This window comes from Coriobacteriia bacterium, assembly GCA_014859305.1.
Taxonomy (GTDB): Bacteria; Actinomycetota; Coriobacteriia; order Anaerosomatales; family Kmv31; genus Kmv31.
On record JACUUM010000004.1, the window covers coordinates 58,886 to 74,818 of the forward strand.

General features: G+C 72.7%; 10 protein-coding genes, 2 tRNA genes and 1 other RNA gene. 6 read left to right on the top strand and 7 right to left on the bottom strand.

What is annotated here, in order from left to right; all coding sequences use genetic code 11:
- The first annotated feature begins 342 nt into the window (after positions 1-342).
- The 4 genes from IBX62_01530 (at position 343) to IBX62_01545 (ending at position 6,952) form a co-directional block, all read left to right on the top strand.
- The gene (locus IBX62_01530; GenBank protein MBE0475771.1) at positions 343-1,026 is read left to right on the top strand and encodes a metal-dependent transcriptional regulator; all 684 of its coding nucleotides are present in this window, start codon (positions 343-345) and stop codon (positions 1,024-1,026) included.
- Positions 1,023-2,987 (top strand): ferrous iron transport protein B, encoded by a 1,965-nt coding sequence (feoB, locus tag IBX62_01535; GenBank protein MBE0475772.1) that lies wholly within the window; start codon positions 1,023-1,025, stop codon positions 2,985-2,987. The genes IBX62_01530 and feoB overlap by 4 nt, the downstream gene beginning before the upstream one ends.
- 156 nt (positions 2,988-3,143) lie before the next feature.
- Complete coding sequence (locus tag IBX62_01540) at positions 3,144-3,560, top strand: hypothetical protein (protein MBE0475773.1); 417 nt, start codon at positions 3,144-3,146, stop codon at positions 3,558-3,560.
- Positions 3,561-3,580: 20 nt separating this feature from the next.
- On the top strand, positions 3,581-6,952 hold the full coding sequence (locus tag IBX62_01545) for a DNA polymerase III subunit alpha (GenBank protein MBE0475774.1): 3,372 nt from the start codon (positions 3,581-3,583) through the stop codon (positions 6,950-6,952).
- A 103-nt stretch (positions 6,953-7,055) separates the two neighbouring features.
- Here the strand turns inward: IBX62_01545 and IBX62_01550 are convergent, their stop codons facing one another.
- From IBX62_01550 to IBX62_01560, 3 genes are read right to left on the bottom strand one after another with little or no spacing between them, the layout of a single operon-like run.
- Positions 7,056-7,547 (bottom strand): hypothetical protein, encoded by a 492-nt coding sequence (locus IBX62_01550; protein MBE0475775.1) that lies wholly within the window; start codon positions 7,545-7,547, stop codon positions 7,056-7,058.
- A complete protein-coding gene (gene dinB, locus IBX62_01555) occupies positions 7,544-8,827 on the bottom strand; it encodes a DNA polymerase IV (protein MBE0475776.1) in 1,284 nt (427 codons plus the stop codon). Before dinB ends, IBX62_01550 begins: the two co-directional genes overlap by 4 nt.
- A gap of 45 nt (positions 8,828-8,872) precedes the next feature.
- A complete protein-coding gene (locus tag IBX62_01560) occupies positions 8,873-10,549 on the bottom strand; it encodes a hypothetical protein (protein MBE0475777.1) in 1,677 nt (558 codons plus the stop codon).
- A 171-nt stretch (positions 10,550-10,720) separates the two neighbouring features.
- Here IBX62_01560 and IBX62_01565 point away from each other — a divergent pair, with 171 nt between their 5' ends.
- Both IBX62_01565 and IBX62_01570 read left to right on the top strand, forming a co-directional pair.
- Positions 10,721-11,728: a hypothetical protein gene (locus tag IBX62_01565; GenBank protein ID MBE0475778.1), complete on the top strand. Its 1,008-nt coding sequence runs from the start codon at positions 10,721-10,723 to the stop codon at positions 11,726-11,728.
- A gap of 129 nt (positions 11,729-11,857) precedes the next feature.
- The gene (locus IBX62_01570; protein ID MBE0475779.1) at positions 11,858-13,819 is read left to right on the top strand and encodes a magnesium chelatase subunit D family protein; all 1,962 of its coding nucleotides are present in this window, start codon (positions 11,858-11,860) and stop codon (positions 13,817-13,819) included.
- A gap of 53 nt (positions 13,820-13,872) precedes the next feature.
- Here IBX62_01570 and rnpB read toward each other — a convergent pair.
- From rnpB to IBX62_01590, 4 genes are all read right to left on the bottom strand, one after another.
- Positions 13,873-14,226, bottom strand: an RNA gene (gene rnpB / locus IBX62_01575) — RNase P RNA component class A.
- Between the two features lie 80 nt (positions 14,227-14,306).
- Positions 14,307-14,383: transfer RNA gene (locus IBX62_01580), tRNA-Glu, on the bottom strand.
- Between the two features lie 15 nt (positions 14,384-14,398).
- A tRNA-Gln gene (locus IBX62_01585) sits at positions 14,399-14,472 on the bottom strand.
- Between the two features lie 69 nt (positions 14,473-14,541).
- The coding region (locus IBX62_01590) for a glutamate--tRNA ligase (GenBank protein MBE0475780.1) at positions 14,542-15,933 on the bottom strand (1,392 nt) is incomplete at its 5' end.

Below are 15,933 nucleotides of genomic sequence, written 5' to 3' on the forward strand. Positions count from 1 at the left end.
CTCCCCAGCTTCCCGTTTCACGCCTTTGAGGTACCCTCCGCCCAGGAAGACTCGCGTCTGCCTTTCGGTCGGGCCCCTCGCCGGCAGCTACTGGTACGCTGGCTTTCGAGACTCGCTCAGTCCGGCTTCTTGGGACGAGCCATACGCTACACCCGGCCCGCACGGGCGGTCAATGGCTTTCGTCGAGATTGCGGACACTTCTGACCACCGGTCGTGGATGTATGCCGAACGGGCGCCCGCGGGGGTTGAGCGGACGGAACGCCGTTTCGGTGCCCGCGGTGCCGGATCGGGAGGTCTTAGGTTATACTAATCGTACTGCGACGCCTTTCAGAAGGAGTGGCGATGCCATCGGCTACCATGGAGGAATACCTCGAGCTCGTCTACAAGCTGTCCGAGAAGGGCGACGTCAGGCCGACGCAGATCGCGGAGGCGCTCGGCGTCTCGGGACCGACCGTGACGTCCGCGCTCAAGCGCCTCGAGATCCGCGGTCTCATCACCCGGCCGGACGGTGCCGTCGTGCTGACGGAGGAGGGCCGCCGGGAGGCGCTGGACATCATCCGGCGACACCGGCTGTCGGAGCGGTTCCTCGTCGACGTCCTCGGCTTGTCGTGGGAGGAAGTGCACGACGAGGCCTGCCGTCTGGAGCACGCGCTGTCGCCGAAGGTGATGGAGGCCCTCGAGGCGTTCATGGAGCGCCCGGAGTCCTGTCCGCACGGACACCCGATCCCGACCGCGGCGGGAGAGGTGCGCGAGGTCGAGGGCGTACCGCTGTGCGAGAGCGGCGGAGGTCAACGCGTGGAGATCGTGCAGGTCTCCGAGGACGATCACGAGTTGCTGCCCTACCTCGCGTCTCTCGGGATGTTCCCGGGTCGTGAGGTCGAGGTCTGCGAGGTCGCTCCGTTCCGCGGCCCCCTGCTCGTCAACGTCGCGGGGTCGCAGTACGCGCTCGGCCGCGAGGTCGCGGCGAAGATCCTCGTGCGGCCCGCGGGCAAGGGCCGCCTCGGGATGGGCCGCCGCAAGAGATGACGCTGACGGTCGCGCTCGCCGGCAACCCGAACGTCGGTAAATCGACGCTCTTCAATCAGCTGACCGGGTCGCGGGTGGAGACCGCTCACTACGCGGGCACGACCCTGGAGGTCGCCGTCGCCGAGACGCAGGCGGGTAAGCGCCGGGTCCGCATCGTCGACCTGCCGGGCGCCTACTCCTTACTGGGCCGAGACGAAGCCGAGGTAGCCGCACGCGAGGCGCTCCTGCAAGCACACCCCGACTCCGTCGTCGTGGTCGTCGACGCCGGCAACCTCGCCCGAAACCTCGCGCTCGTCCTCGAACTGGGCGACGCCGGCGCGCCGGTCGTCGTGGCGCTCAACCTGATCGACGAGGCGGCCCGCTCGGGCACGGCCGTGGACGCCGACGCGCTCGCCTCGGCTCTGGGCGTGCCCGTGGTGCCGACGGTGGCGGTCCAGGGGACGGGCGTCGCGGAGCTCTTCGACGCAGCGCTCCGGGCCGCCGAGAGCGGATGGTCCGACCCTCTCCCGCGGTACGACGCGAAGGTGGAGACGGCGCTGGCCGAGGTCGCCTCCTCCGCCGCTCGCATGCCTCAGAGGCCCTGGGGGCTGCCGCCACGCGCGCTGGCGTTGCAGGCGGTGGAAGGCAGGGAGCCGGTCCTGACGGCGACGGCGGCGCTGCCGGGCGGGCGGGAGACGGTTGCGGCGGCGCTGCTCGTCAGAGGACGGATCGCCCTTGGGGGCCGCGCCGCGATCGCCGCGAAGCTGGCCCGCGAGCGCCATTCGCGGGCCCGCCGCTTCGCCGAGGGGGCGGTCTCGCACGCGCCGCCCGCACGCCGTCGCACGCTGGCTTCGATCACGACCTCGCCGCTGACGGGCGTGCCGATTCTGCTGGCCATGCTGGCAGGCGTCTTCGGCATGTTGTTCGTCGTCGGGGGCGCCCTGGCGACGGGGTTCGAGGCGTTCTGGAGCGCCGCCGCGTCCCCGCCGATCCAAGCGGCCGTCCACGCCACGGCAGGCGAAGGCATCCTGGGGCGCACGCTCCTGTGGGGGCTGGACGCGGGCGTGGAGGCCTCTCTCTCGATCGGCCTGCCGTACATCCTGACCTTCTACGTGATGCTCGCCCTGCTGGAGGACAGCGGCTACCTGGGGTCCGCGGCGTTCCTCGCGGACAGGGTGATGCACCGCTTCGGCCTGCACGGACGCGCGGTGATCCCGTTGGTCGCCGCGGCGGGCTGCAACGTGCCGGCCGTCATCGGGACCCGCTCGCTGGGCGACGGCCGGGAGCGTACGATCGCGGCCACGCTGGCGGTGATGGTTCCGTGCAGCGCGCGTTCCGCCGTGATCCTCGGCGCCGCCGGGCGCTTCCTCGGCTGGGCGCCGGCGGCCGGCGTCTTCGCCGTCACCGCGGTGCTGACGTTCGGGGTGGGGCTCGCGCTCGACCGCTGGATGCCGGGGCGCGGCGGCGGGCTCGTGATGGAGGTCTTCCCGTTCCGGCGTCCGGCGTGGAGGCCGGTCCTGCGCAAGGCGTGGGACCGGTTCCGCGAGTTCCTCTTCGTGGCCACGCCGATCGTGATCGTCGGCAGCCTGGTGCTCGGCGGCCTCTACGAGACGGACCGGTTGTGGGCGCTCACCGGCCCCCTCGAGCCCGTCGTGGAGGGCTGGCTGGGTCTGCCGGCGGTCGCGGGGCTCACGCTGCTGTTCGGGCTGCTGCGCAAGGAGCTCGCGCTGCAGCTGCTGGCCACGCTCGCCATCGCGCGGTTCGGTGCCACGGGTCACGACCTGCTCGGGTTCATGTCGCGGAGCGACGTCTTCGTCTACGCGCTCGTGAACACGCTCGCGATCCCGTGCATCTCCACGGTGGCGGTCCTCGGACGGGAGCTGGGGGTGCGAAAGGCCGCTCTCGTGGTCGCGATGACGATCGCGATCGCCCTGGCCGCCGGCGGCGCTTTCGCGCGGGCGCTGCCGCTCCTGGGCTGGTAGGAACGCCGCCGTCGGAGGGGGGTCCGCCGCCCGGGTGCGCGAAGTTGTCTATCGAACACGTGTTCGGGTACAATCTCGTCCCGGGCCCGGGGGACGCGCACCAGGACCGCCGGCGCCTCCGGACCCCGCCGCCTCCCCTCGCGTGAAAGACCTCGCATGGGCCGCAACCCCGCCATCAAACGCTACCGGACGCACACGCGCGGTCAGTCCGCCGACCTCTTCGGCGACAAGCGCGGGCGCCTGCCGGTCGTCATGGAGCTGCTGCGCAGCCCTTGGGTCGTGCGCGGCTCCGAGTTGCCCGGCTGCGACGGCGCGGCGCCGGGCAAGCGCGTCGAGCGCGAGGTCGAGGTCGAATGGGACGGCGAGAGGCGGGTGCCGGCCATGTTCTCCTGGGGAGGACGGCGATACCGCGTCGACGCGCTCGCGCAGGCCTGGGCGGTCGAGCGCGCGTGGTGGGACCCTCGGGAGCGCGTGAGCCGCCGCTGCTTCCGCGTGCTCGCGCGCGGCGGCGTCTACGACCTCGCCTACGACCGCCTCACGAACCGCTGGCTGCTCGTGGGCATCGTCGACTAGGGCGGGACTCGGGACCGCCGATGGCCTTCGTCCACCTGCACACGCACTCGCGCTTCTCGTTCGCCGACGGGGCGGCAGACCTCGACGACCTCGTCACGGCCGCCGCCGGACGCGGCATGCCGGCACTTGCGCTCACGGACCATCAGGGCCTCTACGGCGCGATCCGCTTCTACCGCGCCGCGCTCACCGCCGGGGTGAGGCCGATCGTCGGCGCGGAGGTGGTGGTGGAGGCCGCCGGCATCCGTGGCCACGAGGGAGACCTCCCTCCCGAGGAGCGTCTGCCGCTCTCCGCCCCCGTGGGCTTCGGGCGCGCCTCGGGCGCCGGGTTCCACCTCACCCTGCTCGCCGAGGACGTCACGGGCTACCGCAACCTGTGCCGCCTGCTCTCCCGCATGCACCTGCGTCGCGGGCCGGACAGCTTCGGCGCGCACTCGTCGGTCGTGACGCTGGCGGAGCTCGCGCGCTGTTCGGAGGGCATGATCGCGCTCTCCGGCTGTCAGCGGGGCGAGGCGGGTGCGGCGGTGCTGGCGCGACGCCCGTGGCGTGCGCGCGCGGCTCTGGAGCGGCTCGCGCGCTGCTTCGCGCCGGGGAGCTTCTACGTCGAGCTCGTGCATGCGATGGCGCCGCAGGCGCCGCGCTACGTCGCCGGGCTGGCGGAGCTCGCCGGGGTGCTCGGCCTGCCGGTGGTGGCGACCAACGACGTCCACTACGTGCGCTCCGAGGAGTTCCGGCTCGCCGACGTGCTCGCAGCCGCCGGCACCGGAGTCCCGCTGCCCGGGCCCTACGACCGGCCCAACGGCGAGCTGTACCTCAAGAGCGGCAGCGAGATGCGGCGCCTGTTCGCCGGCGTGCCGGGCGCGTGCGACGCGACGCTCGAGATCGCCGCGCGCTGCGAGTTGGACCTGGGCCTGGGCGGGTTCCACTTCCCGAGCGTGGAGGTCCCGCCCGGCGAGACGGCGTACTCGGCGCTGTCCAAGGCCGCCTGGCGCGGACTGGAGGAGAGGTACCGGCCGCTCACGCCCGAGGCCGTCGCGCGGCTGCAACGGGAGCTGGGTGCCATCTGCGACCTGGGCTTCGCGGAGTACTTCCTCGTGGTCAAGGACGTGGTCGACTTCGCCCGTTCCCGCGGCATCCGATACTCGGGGCGCGGCAGCGCCGGCGACTCGATCGTGAGCTACGTGCTGGGCGTGACGGACGCGGACCCCATCGAGCACGACCTGCTGTTCGAGCGTTTCCTCAACCCCGCGCGGCGCCAGATGCCCGACATCGACGTGGACTTCGACGCGGCGCGCCGTGACGAGGTGATCGCCTACATCTACCGCCGCTTCGGCTCGGAGCACGTCGCGATGGTCGCCACCGTGAACACGATGACGGCGCGCTCGGCGGTGCGCTGCGCGGCCCGCGCGCTGGGACACCCTCCGGCCGAGGTGGACGAGCTCTCGCGGTACCTGCCCTGGGTGTCGGCATCCAAGGTGCGCGAGGTGCTCGCCGCCTACCCCGAGTGCGCGAACCACCCGCTGCGCGACGAGCGGCGCCACTCGATGCTGCTGGACATCGCCGAGCGGCTGGACGCCTGCCCGATGCACCTGGGCACGCACCTGGGCGGCTTCCTCATCACCCGCGAACCGGTGGACACGTGGGCGCCGCTGCAGTGGGCGGCCAAGGGCGTGGTGGTCGCGCAGTACGACAAGGACGACGTGGAGGCGCTCGGCCTGGTCAAACTGGACGTGCTGGGCCTGCGTATGCACTCGGCGATATCGGACGCGGTGCGCCTGGCACGCGAGCGGGTGGGGGAGGAGGCGGTGCCGGAGCCCTTCACGCTGACCCCCGACGACCCGGAGGTGTATCGGCAGATCGCCGCCTCGGACAACGTCGGGATGTTCCAACTCGAGTCGTCCGGCCAGCGCAATCTCTCCACGAGGCTGAAGCCGGAGCGCTTCGAGGACATCATCGCGCAGATCTCGCTGTTCCGCCCCGGTCCGCTGGAAGCCGAGATGATCACGCCGTACATCCGGCGCCGTCACGGCCTGGAGCCCGTCACGGTGCCGCACCCCGCCATGGGACGCCCCCTGTGCGACTCCTACGGCGTCATCGTCTACCAGGAGCAGGTGCTGCAGGTCGCGCGCGAGGTCGCCGGGTTCGACCTGGCCGAGGCGGACGGTCTGCGTCGCGCCATGACGAAGGACCGCTCCCGTGAGGAGATGGAGGCGATACGGGCGCGCTTCGTCGAGCGCGCGTGCGCTCTGGGCTGCGAGCGGCCCGTCGCCGAGGAGGTCTTCCGGCAGCTCGCCGGGTTCGCCGCCTACGGCTTCAACAAGGCCCATGCCGCGTGCTTCGCCGTCGTTAGCTACGCGAGCGCGTGGCTGAAGCGTTACTTCCCGGCGGAGTTCGCCGTCGGCATGATGAACCACCAGCCGATGGGATTCTACAGCCCGCGCGCGGTGCTGAACGACGCGTGCCGGCACGACATCGCGATCCTGCCGCCGCACGTGAACGCATCGGGGGCCGGCTACGCGGTCGAGCGCGACGGCGGGGCGATACGCGTGGGCCTGGCCGACACCCTGCACGTCTCGGAGCGCCTGCTGGCGGCGATCGCCGAGGAGCGCGCCGCGAGTCCTTTCGGCGACCTCGCCGACTTCCTGCGCCGGACGCGCGCCGGCCGCGACGAGGCGGAGAGTCTGATACGCTGCGGCGCGCTGGACGGCCTCGGTCTCACCGATGCCGGCCGCCCGCCGACCCGCGACGAGATGCTCGCCCTGCTGCCCGAGGTGAAGGCGGTCATCGCGCGCGAGGGCGTGGCGGGCGACCGCGCGCTGCTGCTCGCGCCGGGCCCGGCGCGAGAGGCCGACCCGACCGGGCACGTGTCGGGCTGGTCGCCGGCACGCAGGCTCTCCGCGGAGCTGGAGGTCCTCGGTCTGTCGCTGACGTGCCACCCGCTGGAGCTGGCCGTGGCGGACCTGAGAGCGCGAGGCGTGACGTGGGCGTGCGACCTGACGCGGCTGGCGCACGGGACGCCCGTCACGGTCTGCGGCGTGCGGGAGCGCGCGCAGACCCCGCGCACGCGCTCGGGGCGGCGGACGTGCTTCCTCACGATGGAGGACCCTACCGGGCTGCTCGACGTGACCGTGTTCGAGGACGTGCTCGCGCGCGCCGGTGAGGCGATCGTCAAGCACCGCTGCCTGCTCGTCGACGGCATCCTGCAGAACGACCACGCCCGGGGGCTCGCGATCGTCGCGCGTAGCGTGGAGCCGTACGTGATCCGCGCCGGTTCGGGGGAGCCGGTCCGATTGCGCAGAGGGGTGGGCCTCGGGCCCATGGGTCCGGGACTGGGCGGAGCGTCGGCCGCGGAGGAGGAGTCCTGGGCGGACGCCGAGGAGCGCGCTCGCCGGTAGCCGCTGCGCGAGCGGCGAGGGCGGCCTCTCCGCTCCGCCATCCCCTCCCGCTATGCTCCGGCGCCGCCTCGGCGGCTCCGGACGCCTTCCGGCTCGCTGGGGCCTACGGGGAGGAGGTCGGCTCGCCGGGGCCGCCGCCGTCTTCGGGCGCGACCCGCACGTCGGCGCCGACGACCTCGATCGTCTCCGCCTCGATCTCCGGCCCCGCCATCCGGATAGAGGGACCCTCGAGCCGCGTCCCGGTGACGGCGACGTACTCGCCGACGAGACCCTCGATGTCGGGCCGCACATCCTCGGCGTTGGGGATCACCGCCACGATGTCCGCCGTGTCCTCGGGGGAAGGCTCCGCGCCGGGCGGCACGTCCGTGACCGCCCAGAAGCCGCCCTCGAGCTCCAGGCGCAGCAGCGTCCCGACCGCCTGCACCCGTCCGTCGTCCAGTTCGTATATGCCGGGGGCCGCGATCGTCCCGGACCCCGCCCCGTCCGTGGTCTCGCCGCCCGGCTCCTCGGGTCCCGCGGGCCGGTCCGCACCGCATCCCGTCATCATCGCCACGGCGAAGAAAGCGACGAGCGTGACCGCACGCCACGTTCTCATGCACGGCTCCCTTCGTCTGCCGACACGGGCGGCTCGCCCGTTTCCTTGGGACGCCGCTGCGGCCGCCCCGGTTCTCCGCGCAGCCCCCTGCGTCCTACCCCGATCGCGCCGGAGCCGAACCGCTCGCGGACCGCGTCGACTCCTCGCATCACCGCATCGGAGGAGGAGCACTCGGGCTGCGAAGGCGCGTCCGGCAGCAACTCCAGCTGCTCGGCGCGCTCCTCGAAGCCGCTGAGGCCGACACCGACGAGCCGCAGGCCGACGCCGGGGGACCAGGCCGAGTGCAGGAGCCGCATCGCGACGGGCAGGAAGTCGCGCTCGGAGTCCACCGGGCGGGGTAGGGTCCGCCTGACCGTGCGGGTCGTGAAGTCCCCGAAACGCAGCTTCACGGTGACCGTCCGCCCGGCGACCCCCGCGCGCCGCAGCCGGGCACCCACCTCCTCGGCCAGGCGCGCGAGCGCCCCTTCCACGTCGGCGGCTTCCGAGACGTCGGCAGCGAACGTGTGCTCCTTGGACACCGACTTGCGCGGCTCTCCGGCCGCGACCGGCCGCTCGTCGACGCCGGCCGCTCGACGGACCGCTTCCGGCCCGTACGAGCCCAGCACACGGGCCGCAGTGGCGGGGTCGAGCGCGGCGAGTCCGCCCAGCGTGCGCACGCCCAGGGCGCGCAGACGCCCGGCGGTCATCTTGCCGACGCCTTGGAGCGCCTCGACCGGCATCGGGGCGAGGAACGCCGCCTCCTCGCCCGGAGGGACCACGACGAGGCCGTGCGGCTTGTCGAGGTCCGATGCGATCTTGGCGACGGTCTTGGACGTGGCGACGCCCACCGAGCACGACAGACCGAGCGCGCCGATCCGGGCCTGGATCCGCCGTGAGGCGGTGACCGGATGGACGCCGGTGCCTCCCGGCGTCACGTCGAGGTACGCCTCGTCGATCGAGACGGGTTGCACGTGCGGCGTCACCTCGTCGAAGACGGCTCGGACGGCCAGGGACACCTCACGGTAGCGCTCGAAGCGCGGCGGCGCCCACACCGCGTCGGGGCAGAGCCGAGCCGCGGTCGCCGAGGGCATCGCGGACCGCACGCCGAAACGGCGGGCCTCGTACGAAGCCGCGGCGACGACGCCGCGGGAGGCGGCCGCCCCGCCGACGATGACGGGCCTGCCGCGCCATCCGGGATGGTCCAGCTGCTCGATCGAGGCGAAGAACGCGTCCATGTCCACGTGGAGGACGGCGCGGCCGTTCCACGGCGCGTTCTCGAAGGTGTCGTCTCGTCGAGGCATCTCCGTCGCGATCCCGTCCGCCGTCTTCGCCGGCTCTCGCGGGCCCTAGGCGACTCCCCGCCGGGGCTCGGCGGTCTCCAGCGTCGCCCGGAGGCGGCGCAGCGCCGCCTCCGGGCCTCCGGTCAGGGGCACCTCCAGCGCTCCATGCTGTGCGCGGTACGCGGAGATCAGGAAGACGTCGCGCAACGCGCGAGGCGAGAGCAGCCGAGGATCGACGGGGGGGTCCTCCGCGGGGAAGTAGGCTGTCAAGACCCGGTGCAGACGGGAGAGGATCTCGGGACGCATACTCTCCTCGCGGTGCAGCCGCAGCGTCTTGGCCAGGTGTCCGTGGCGCACGAGGTGCAGCACGACCCGCTCGCCGTCACCCTCCACGATGGCGAAGCCGGGGTCGCGCGTCGCCGCCTCGACGGTGCGAAGCGCCGACAGCGACCGGTCGTAGGCCTTCAGCGTGTCGCGGTACCTGATCGCCTCCTCGTATCTCATGGCGGTGGCCGAGGCGCTGAGCCGCGAGCGTAGGCTCTGCCGGAAGACGGGCTCGCCGGTGGAGAACGCCGCGAGCGCGTCGCGGACCCTCGCGGCGTAGACGGCCTCGTCGCAGTCCTCGACACAGGGGCGCGGGCACGTGCCGTCGTCGCGGTGATCGCAGTGCACGCGGATCGTGCGCCGGGTCAGCCGGCGGGTGCATCGCCGCAGCCCGTGCTCGCGGCGTAGCTGGGCGGCGACGGCTTCCAGCGCCCCCTCGCTGGCGAACGGCCCGACGGCGCCGACCGCCAGGGGTCGGCTGGCGACGCGCAGGCCGGGGAAGCGGCCAGTGGTGGGCGTGAGCAGCCATGGGCCGCGGTCACCGCGCAGGACGCTGGAGTTGTGCTCGGGACGGTACCGGGTGACGAGCCGGCTCTCCAACAGCAAGGCGTCGAGCTCGGAGGCGCACTCGATCCACTGGATCGCCTCCGTCTCGGCGGCGACGGGAGGTCTCCCGCGTCCGATGGAGCCGTAGAAGTAGCTGCGGGTACGGGCGCGCAGGTCGCGGGCGCGTCCGACGTGTACGACGCGCCCGCTACGGTCACGGAACAGGTACAGCCCCGGTCTCGGCGGCATGCGCGTCGTCAGCGAGAGCTTGCGGGACAGGTCCCCTTGGTGGTCCATCCCGCAGAACGTTGCGACCTCGCCGGCGGTCTCGAGCCCTCGCGCGAGCAGGTGCGGCGTCATGCCGATCAGGATCTCGGCCGTGGCCTCGGCGTCGCTGCCGGCGCGATGGATCGGACGGATCCGGGTGCGGTACCTGGCCGCGAGGTCTCGGAGGTTGTGCCGGTCCTCGGCGGGATGCAGCCTGCGCGCGAGCGCGAGCGTGTCCAGTACGGGCCTCGGGAAGGGCTCGCCCCACCGCAGCTCGGACTCGTAGTCCAGGAAGCCCAGGTCGAAGCGGTGGTTGTGGGCCACCAGCACCGCGCCGTCGGCGAACCGCCGGAACGTCTCGAGCACGTCGTCCATGCCCGGAGCCTCGGCGAGCATCGCGTCGCTGATGGCGGTCAGCGTGGATATGACGGGTGGTATCGGGCGTCCAGACGTCCGGACCAGGCTGGAGTACCGGTCCGCTATCCGCCCGGCTTCGATCCGGACGGCGCCGATCTCGATGACCTCGTGGTGGCCCGGCCGGGCCCCCGTCGCCTCGATGTCCACGGCGACGAGCGGGCCTTCGGTGAGCGGGATGGAACTGAGCATGGTACCGCCTGACGGAATCGGGCCCGCTGCGCGGGCCCCCCGGCGATACTACCATGGGCCCGGTGTTCGTGAGGGCCTTCACGACCGTTACCGCGACAGGCGCCCTTGTGTGCGGGGCCCAATCTGCCGAACATAGACGCCAAAGCCCTGTCGAACGCGAGGAGGATGGACATGCGTTTCTTCCTGGTAGGGACGGACCGGGCCTCCGGCACCCTGCGACTGCTAGCGGACGAGACGTTCGGTTCCCGCCGTGACGCTCTCGAGTACCTCTCCTCGGAGGCCGCCGGCGCGTCCCTCGACGGACTGGACGTCGAGGTCTTCGTCGCGGATCTCGAGGCCGCGGCCCCCGTCCTGCTCGTCCAGGCGCAGCGCGTCCCCGCCGTCGGGGAGTCGCCCCGGATGGAAGTCTCCGACGGGCCGGAGACCGAGGAGCGTCGCGCCGCACGGGAGGCTGCCGTCGAGCCCGCGGAGACGGAGCCCGTCGACATGGATCCGGGGGGAGCGCTCGAAGACGACGCTGACGACGACCTCTCCGAGGCGGTCGCCCTGCTGGCGGAGAGCGCGCACGACCTTGCCGACGACGAGCCGGGGCCGGCGGAGGAGCCGGCGGACGAACCGGCCGCCGTCGCGCCGGTCGTGCCCGAGGCGCGGGCGTGGCCGTGGGACGATGCAGGGCCGGAGCCCGCGGCGGCCGACCAGCCGCCGGCCAGCGCCGTACCCGGGATCGTGCCGCCGCTGCGGGCGGTCGTGATGGGCGACTACGACGACGAACCCGACGGCGTGGCGGAGGCGGACGAGGGCCAGGGGGCGCTCCTCCTCGCCGTCCCGGAGGTGCCCGTCGATCCGATGGGGGCTCGCGACAGGGACGAGGGCGACGGCTCCGGCGAGGAGGCCTCCGAAGCGGCGGCCGACCGGGCGCGCGAGACCGCATCCGGGACTGCCCGTCTCGAGGAGGTGCCGGACGCTGCTCCGGCAGCCGGGGACGCCGTCGCCGAGGAGACGCCGGCCGCCGAGGACGCCCGAGGAGCGGTGGCCGTCAGGCGTCCCGTGGGCCCCGACGGCGAGCCCCCCGACACCGCGGACTACACGTGCGACGACTGCGTGTACGTGAACACGTGCCCCAAGCATCACGAGAGCGAGCCGTCGTCGTGCGGCTCGTTCCAGTGGCGCATCGCCTGACGCGCCGGACACCCGCGCCACCAAATCTTGGGTGGCGGAAGCGCGCCTCCTACCATATACTGTAGGCGGTCGCCTGGCGGTCCACCAGCCCCCAGGCCCCGGTCCCGCCGACACCGCCAGGAGGCGCGCGTGCACGTCCGGCCCGGCAGCTGCTATCCGTTCTCGGCGATCGTCGGCCAGGACACCTTGCGCACCTCGCTGCTCGTGAACGCGGTCGACCACCGCGTGGGCGGGGTGCTCATCCGCGGGCAGAAGGGGACCGCCAAGTCCACCGCCGTCCGCGCGCTGGCCGCCGTGCTCCCCGCGATCGACGTCGTCGAGGGCTGCCGGTACTCGTGCGATCCCGCCGAGCCGGCGTCGTGGTGCCGCGAGTGCCGGGCGCGACGCGACGAGGGTCCCCTGCCGACCGCGTCGCGGCCGCCGCGGATCGTCGACCTGCCGGTGTCGGCCACCGAGGACCGCCTGGTCGGCACCCTGGACATCGAGCGCGCGCTGAAGACCGGTGAGAAGGGGTTCGAACCCGGGCTTCTGGCCGACGCCAACCGCGGCATCCTGTACGTCGACGAGGTCAACCTGCTCGACGACCACCTTGTCGACACCCTGCTGGACGCTGCGGCGATGGGCGTCAACGTGGTGCAGCGCGAAGGTATCGCCCATTCGCACCCGGCGAGGTTCATGCTGGTCGGGACGATGAATCCCGAGGAAGGCGAGGTCAGGCCGCAACTGCTGGACCGCTTCGGCCTCTGCGTCGACGTAGAAGGCATCGCCGACCCGCGGTCGCGTGTGGAGATCGTGAAGCGCCGCCAGGCCTTCGAGGAGGACGGCGTCGCCTTCGCCCGGAAGTGGGCGGACGAAGAGGCCGGCCTCGGGACCGCGTTGCGCCACGCGAGGTTGCGCCTCAGCCGGATCCGGCTCGACGACGACGTGCTCCTGGCGATCGCCGAGACGTGCGCGGCCGTGGGCGTGGACGGGCACCGGGCCGACATCACGCTGGCGCGCGCGTCGGTGGCGCTTGCTGCGCTCGAGGACTCCTGTGCCGCCGATCTCGAGCATGTCCGCCGCATGGCGCCGCTGGTCCTCGCGCACCGGGTCCGCCGGGAACCGTTCGACGAGCGGGACTGGGACCAGGGGATGCTCCCGTCGGTGCTGTCGGCCCCGCCGGGCGCCGATGCGGACGGCGACCCTTCGTCCGCCGACACCGGCGCCGGCTGCGGCGCCGGCGACGCGTCGCGCGTCCTCACGCTCGGCGTCGCCGGCGAGGCCCCCTCCTCGCCCATGGCCGAGGCCCGCCTCGTGGCCCCGCTCGACCGCTCCCGCCGGTCTTCGGGGGGCCGGCGGCAGGAGACCCTGGCCGAGGACGGCAGGGGGCGCTACTCGCGATCCGAGGTCCCCAAGCCGGGTGCCCCGGCCGACATCGCCGTAGACGCCACGCTGCGCGCCGCGGCCGCTCGGCAGAGCGAGCGCGAGGGCGCGATGGCCCTCCAGGTGCGTCCGGAGGACGTGCGCAACAAGGTCCGCACGCGGCGGGTGGGGGTCTCGGTGGTCTTCTGCGTGGACGCGAGCGGGTCGATGAGAGCCTCCAGCCGCATGGAGACGGCCAAGGCGGCCGTGCTGGATCTCCTGGCGGACGCCTACAGGCGCAGGGACCGGGTCGGGCTCGTGTCGTTCCGCGGGGACGGAGCGGACGTCGTGCTCCCGCCCACGAGCAGCGTGGAGCTGGCGCGCCTCAAGCTTCGCTCGATCCCCACGGGGGGCGCGACGCCGCTCGCAAGCGGCATCTCGCGGGGGCTGGAACTGCTCGAGGCGGAGCGCCGGCGCGACGCCGAGGTCGTGCCGTGGCTCGTACTGGTCACCGACGGCCGCGCCAACGTCGGCCTTGCGGGAGGCCTGGGGAGCGAGGACGCTCGCGCGATGGCGGCGCGGGTGCGGGCGACGAAGGTGAACGCGCTGGTCATCGACACGGACACCGGGCCGGCACGCAACGGGGCCGCCCGCGACATAGCGCGATCGTGCGCCGGGGAGTACGTACGCCTCTCGAGCTTCGATGCCCCCTCGGTCGCCTCCGCCGTGCGCGATCGCGTCGGGGGATGAGGGACCGGGCGCGACGAAGGCCGGCGCCTGAGCCGGCCTTCGTCTTCTTCGCCGTCCGGAGCGGGCCTGTAAGCCGGGTTCTGTCGTGGACGACCATCTATCTGGGACCGCCGTCGCCGGCGGCCTCGAGCGGGCGTACCCGAGCGACGGCCGGGCCGGCCTTGACCGCTCCTATTCGCCCTTGCTCCGGGTGGGGTTTGCCAAGCCGCCGTGTCTCCACGACGCTGGTGCGCTCTTACCGCACCGTTTCAGCTTTGCTCCGCGCTCATGGCGTGGGGCGTCTTCTTTTCTGTGGCACTTTCCGTCGCGTCGCCGCGCCCTGCCGTTAGCAGGCACCCTGCCCTGTGGAGCCCGGACTTTCCTCACGCGAGGGTCTCCCCTCGACGCGCGGCCGTCCGGCCCGCTCCGATCCCTATTCTAGCAGCACCCGTGCCGGTCAGGGGATGACGCAGGCCGCCTCGATGCGGGCGGCCTGCCGTTGTCCGCTTGGTAGCCCGTACGGGATTCGAACCCGTGATCTCCGCCTTGAGAGGGCGGCGTCCTCGTCCACTAGACTAACGGGCCGCGCTTCGAGCCGAATGGCTGGGGCGGGAGGATTCGAACCCCCACATACGGAACCAGAATCCGTTGTCCTGCCATTAGACGACGCCCCAACACCTGGGTGCGGCTCCCGCACCCGTGCCGGGCGCGGTTGAATAATCTACAAGGGGCGAAGGGGCATGTCAAGCGGCCGCGAGCGCCCTGGCGGCCTCGATCCTGGCCACGCTCCTGTCCTTCCCGAGGAGCGCCAGCGACTCGAACAGCGGCGGGCTGACCGTCGCTCCGGAGACGGCGACGCGCACGGCCTGGAAGACCGTCTTGGGTTTGAGACCCGTGCCGCCCGGCACGGCCCGCAACGCCTCCTCGACCGCCGCGGCCGTGAACGTCGGCAGCACGCGCAAGGCGTCCGCGGAGGCTTCCAGAGCGAGCGACGCGCCCTCCTGGGCGAGCACCTTGTCCCTCGCGGTCTCGTCGACCTCGATGTCGTCGGCCAACAGGAACCGCACCATCGGCACGACCTCGCCGAGGCGTTTGACGCGCTCGGACACCAGCGGCGCGAGCTCGAGGAACCAGTCACGCCGCTCCTCGACGTCGCCCGGCGCGCACAGCCCGGCCTCCACGAGCAGCGGCGCGATGCGCGCGACGAACTCGGAGGGGGGAAGAGCGCGGATGTAGACCCCGTTCATCCACTCGAGCTTCTCGGGGTCGAAGATCGCCGGGTTGCGGGAGACGCGCCCGAGGTCGAAGTTCGCGACGAGGTCCCGCGCCGAGAAGAGCGTCGTCTCGGCATCCATCGACCACCCCAGGAGCGCCAGGTAGTTCAGCAGCGCCTCGGGCAGGTAGCCGGCGTCCCTGTACGCCTCCACGGACACGGCTCCGTGGCGCTTGGACAGACGCTTGCCGTCGGTACCGAGTATCAAGCCCATGTGCGCGAACGCGGGCACCTGCGCGCCGAGCGCCTCGAAGAGGACCATCTGGCGCGGCGTGTTCGACAAGTGGTCGTCGCCTCGGATGACGTGCGTGATCCGCATCTCCACGTCGTCGACGACCGTCGCGAAGTTGTACGTGGGGGTGCCGTCCGAGCGGACGAGCACGAAGTCGTCCAGTGCGTCGGCCGGGAACGTCATCGCTCCGCGGATCTCGTCGGCGAAGAAGACCTCCCCGCGGTCCTCGGGCACCTTCAGCCTCCACACGTGCGTCTGTCCGCCCTCGAGGCGGCGCCGGGCCTCGGCGTCGGGCAAGGTCCGGCATGCGCGGTCGTAGCCTGAGAACCCTCCCTTCGCACGCGCGGCCTCCCGCTTCTCGTCGAGTCGCGCCGGCGTGCAGAAGCACGGGTACGCCGCCCCAGACGCCTTCAGCCGCTCCAGGTCGCGCCGGTAGACCTCGCCGCGCTGCGTCTGGAAGTACGGCGCGCTCGCTCCGCCGGCCTCGGGGCCTTCATCCCATTCCAGGCCCAGCCACCGCATGGCGCGCAGGATCGCCGCGGTGTTCTCCGGCGTGGAGCGAGCGGGGTCCGTGTCGTCGATGCGAAGGACGAACGTCCCCTCGTGCCGCCGGGCGAACGCCCAGTTGTA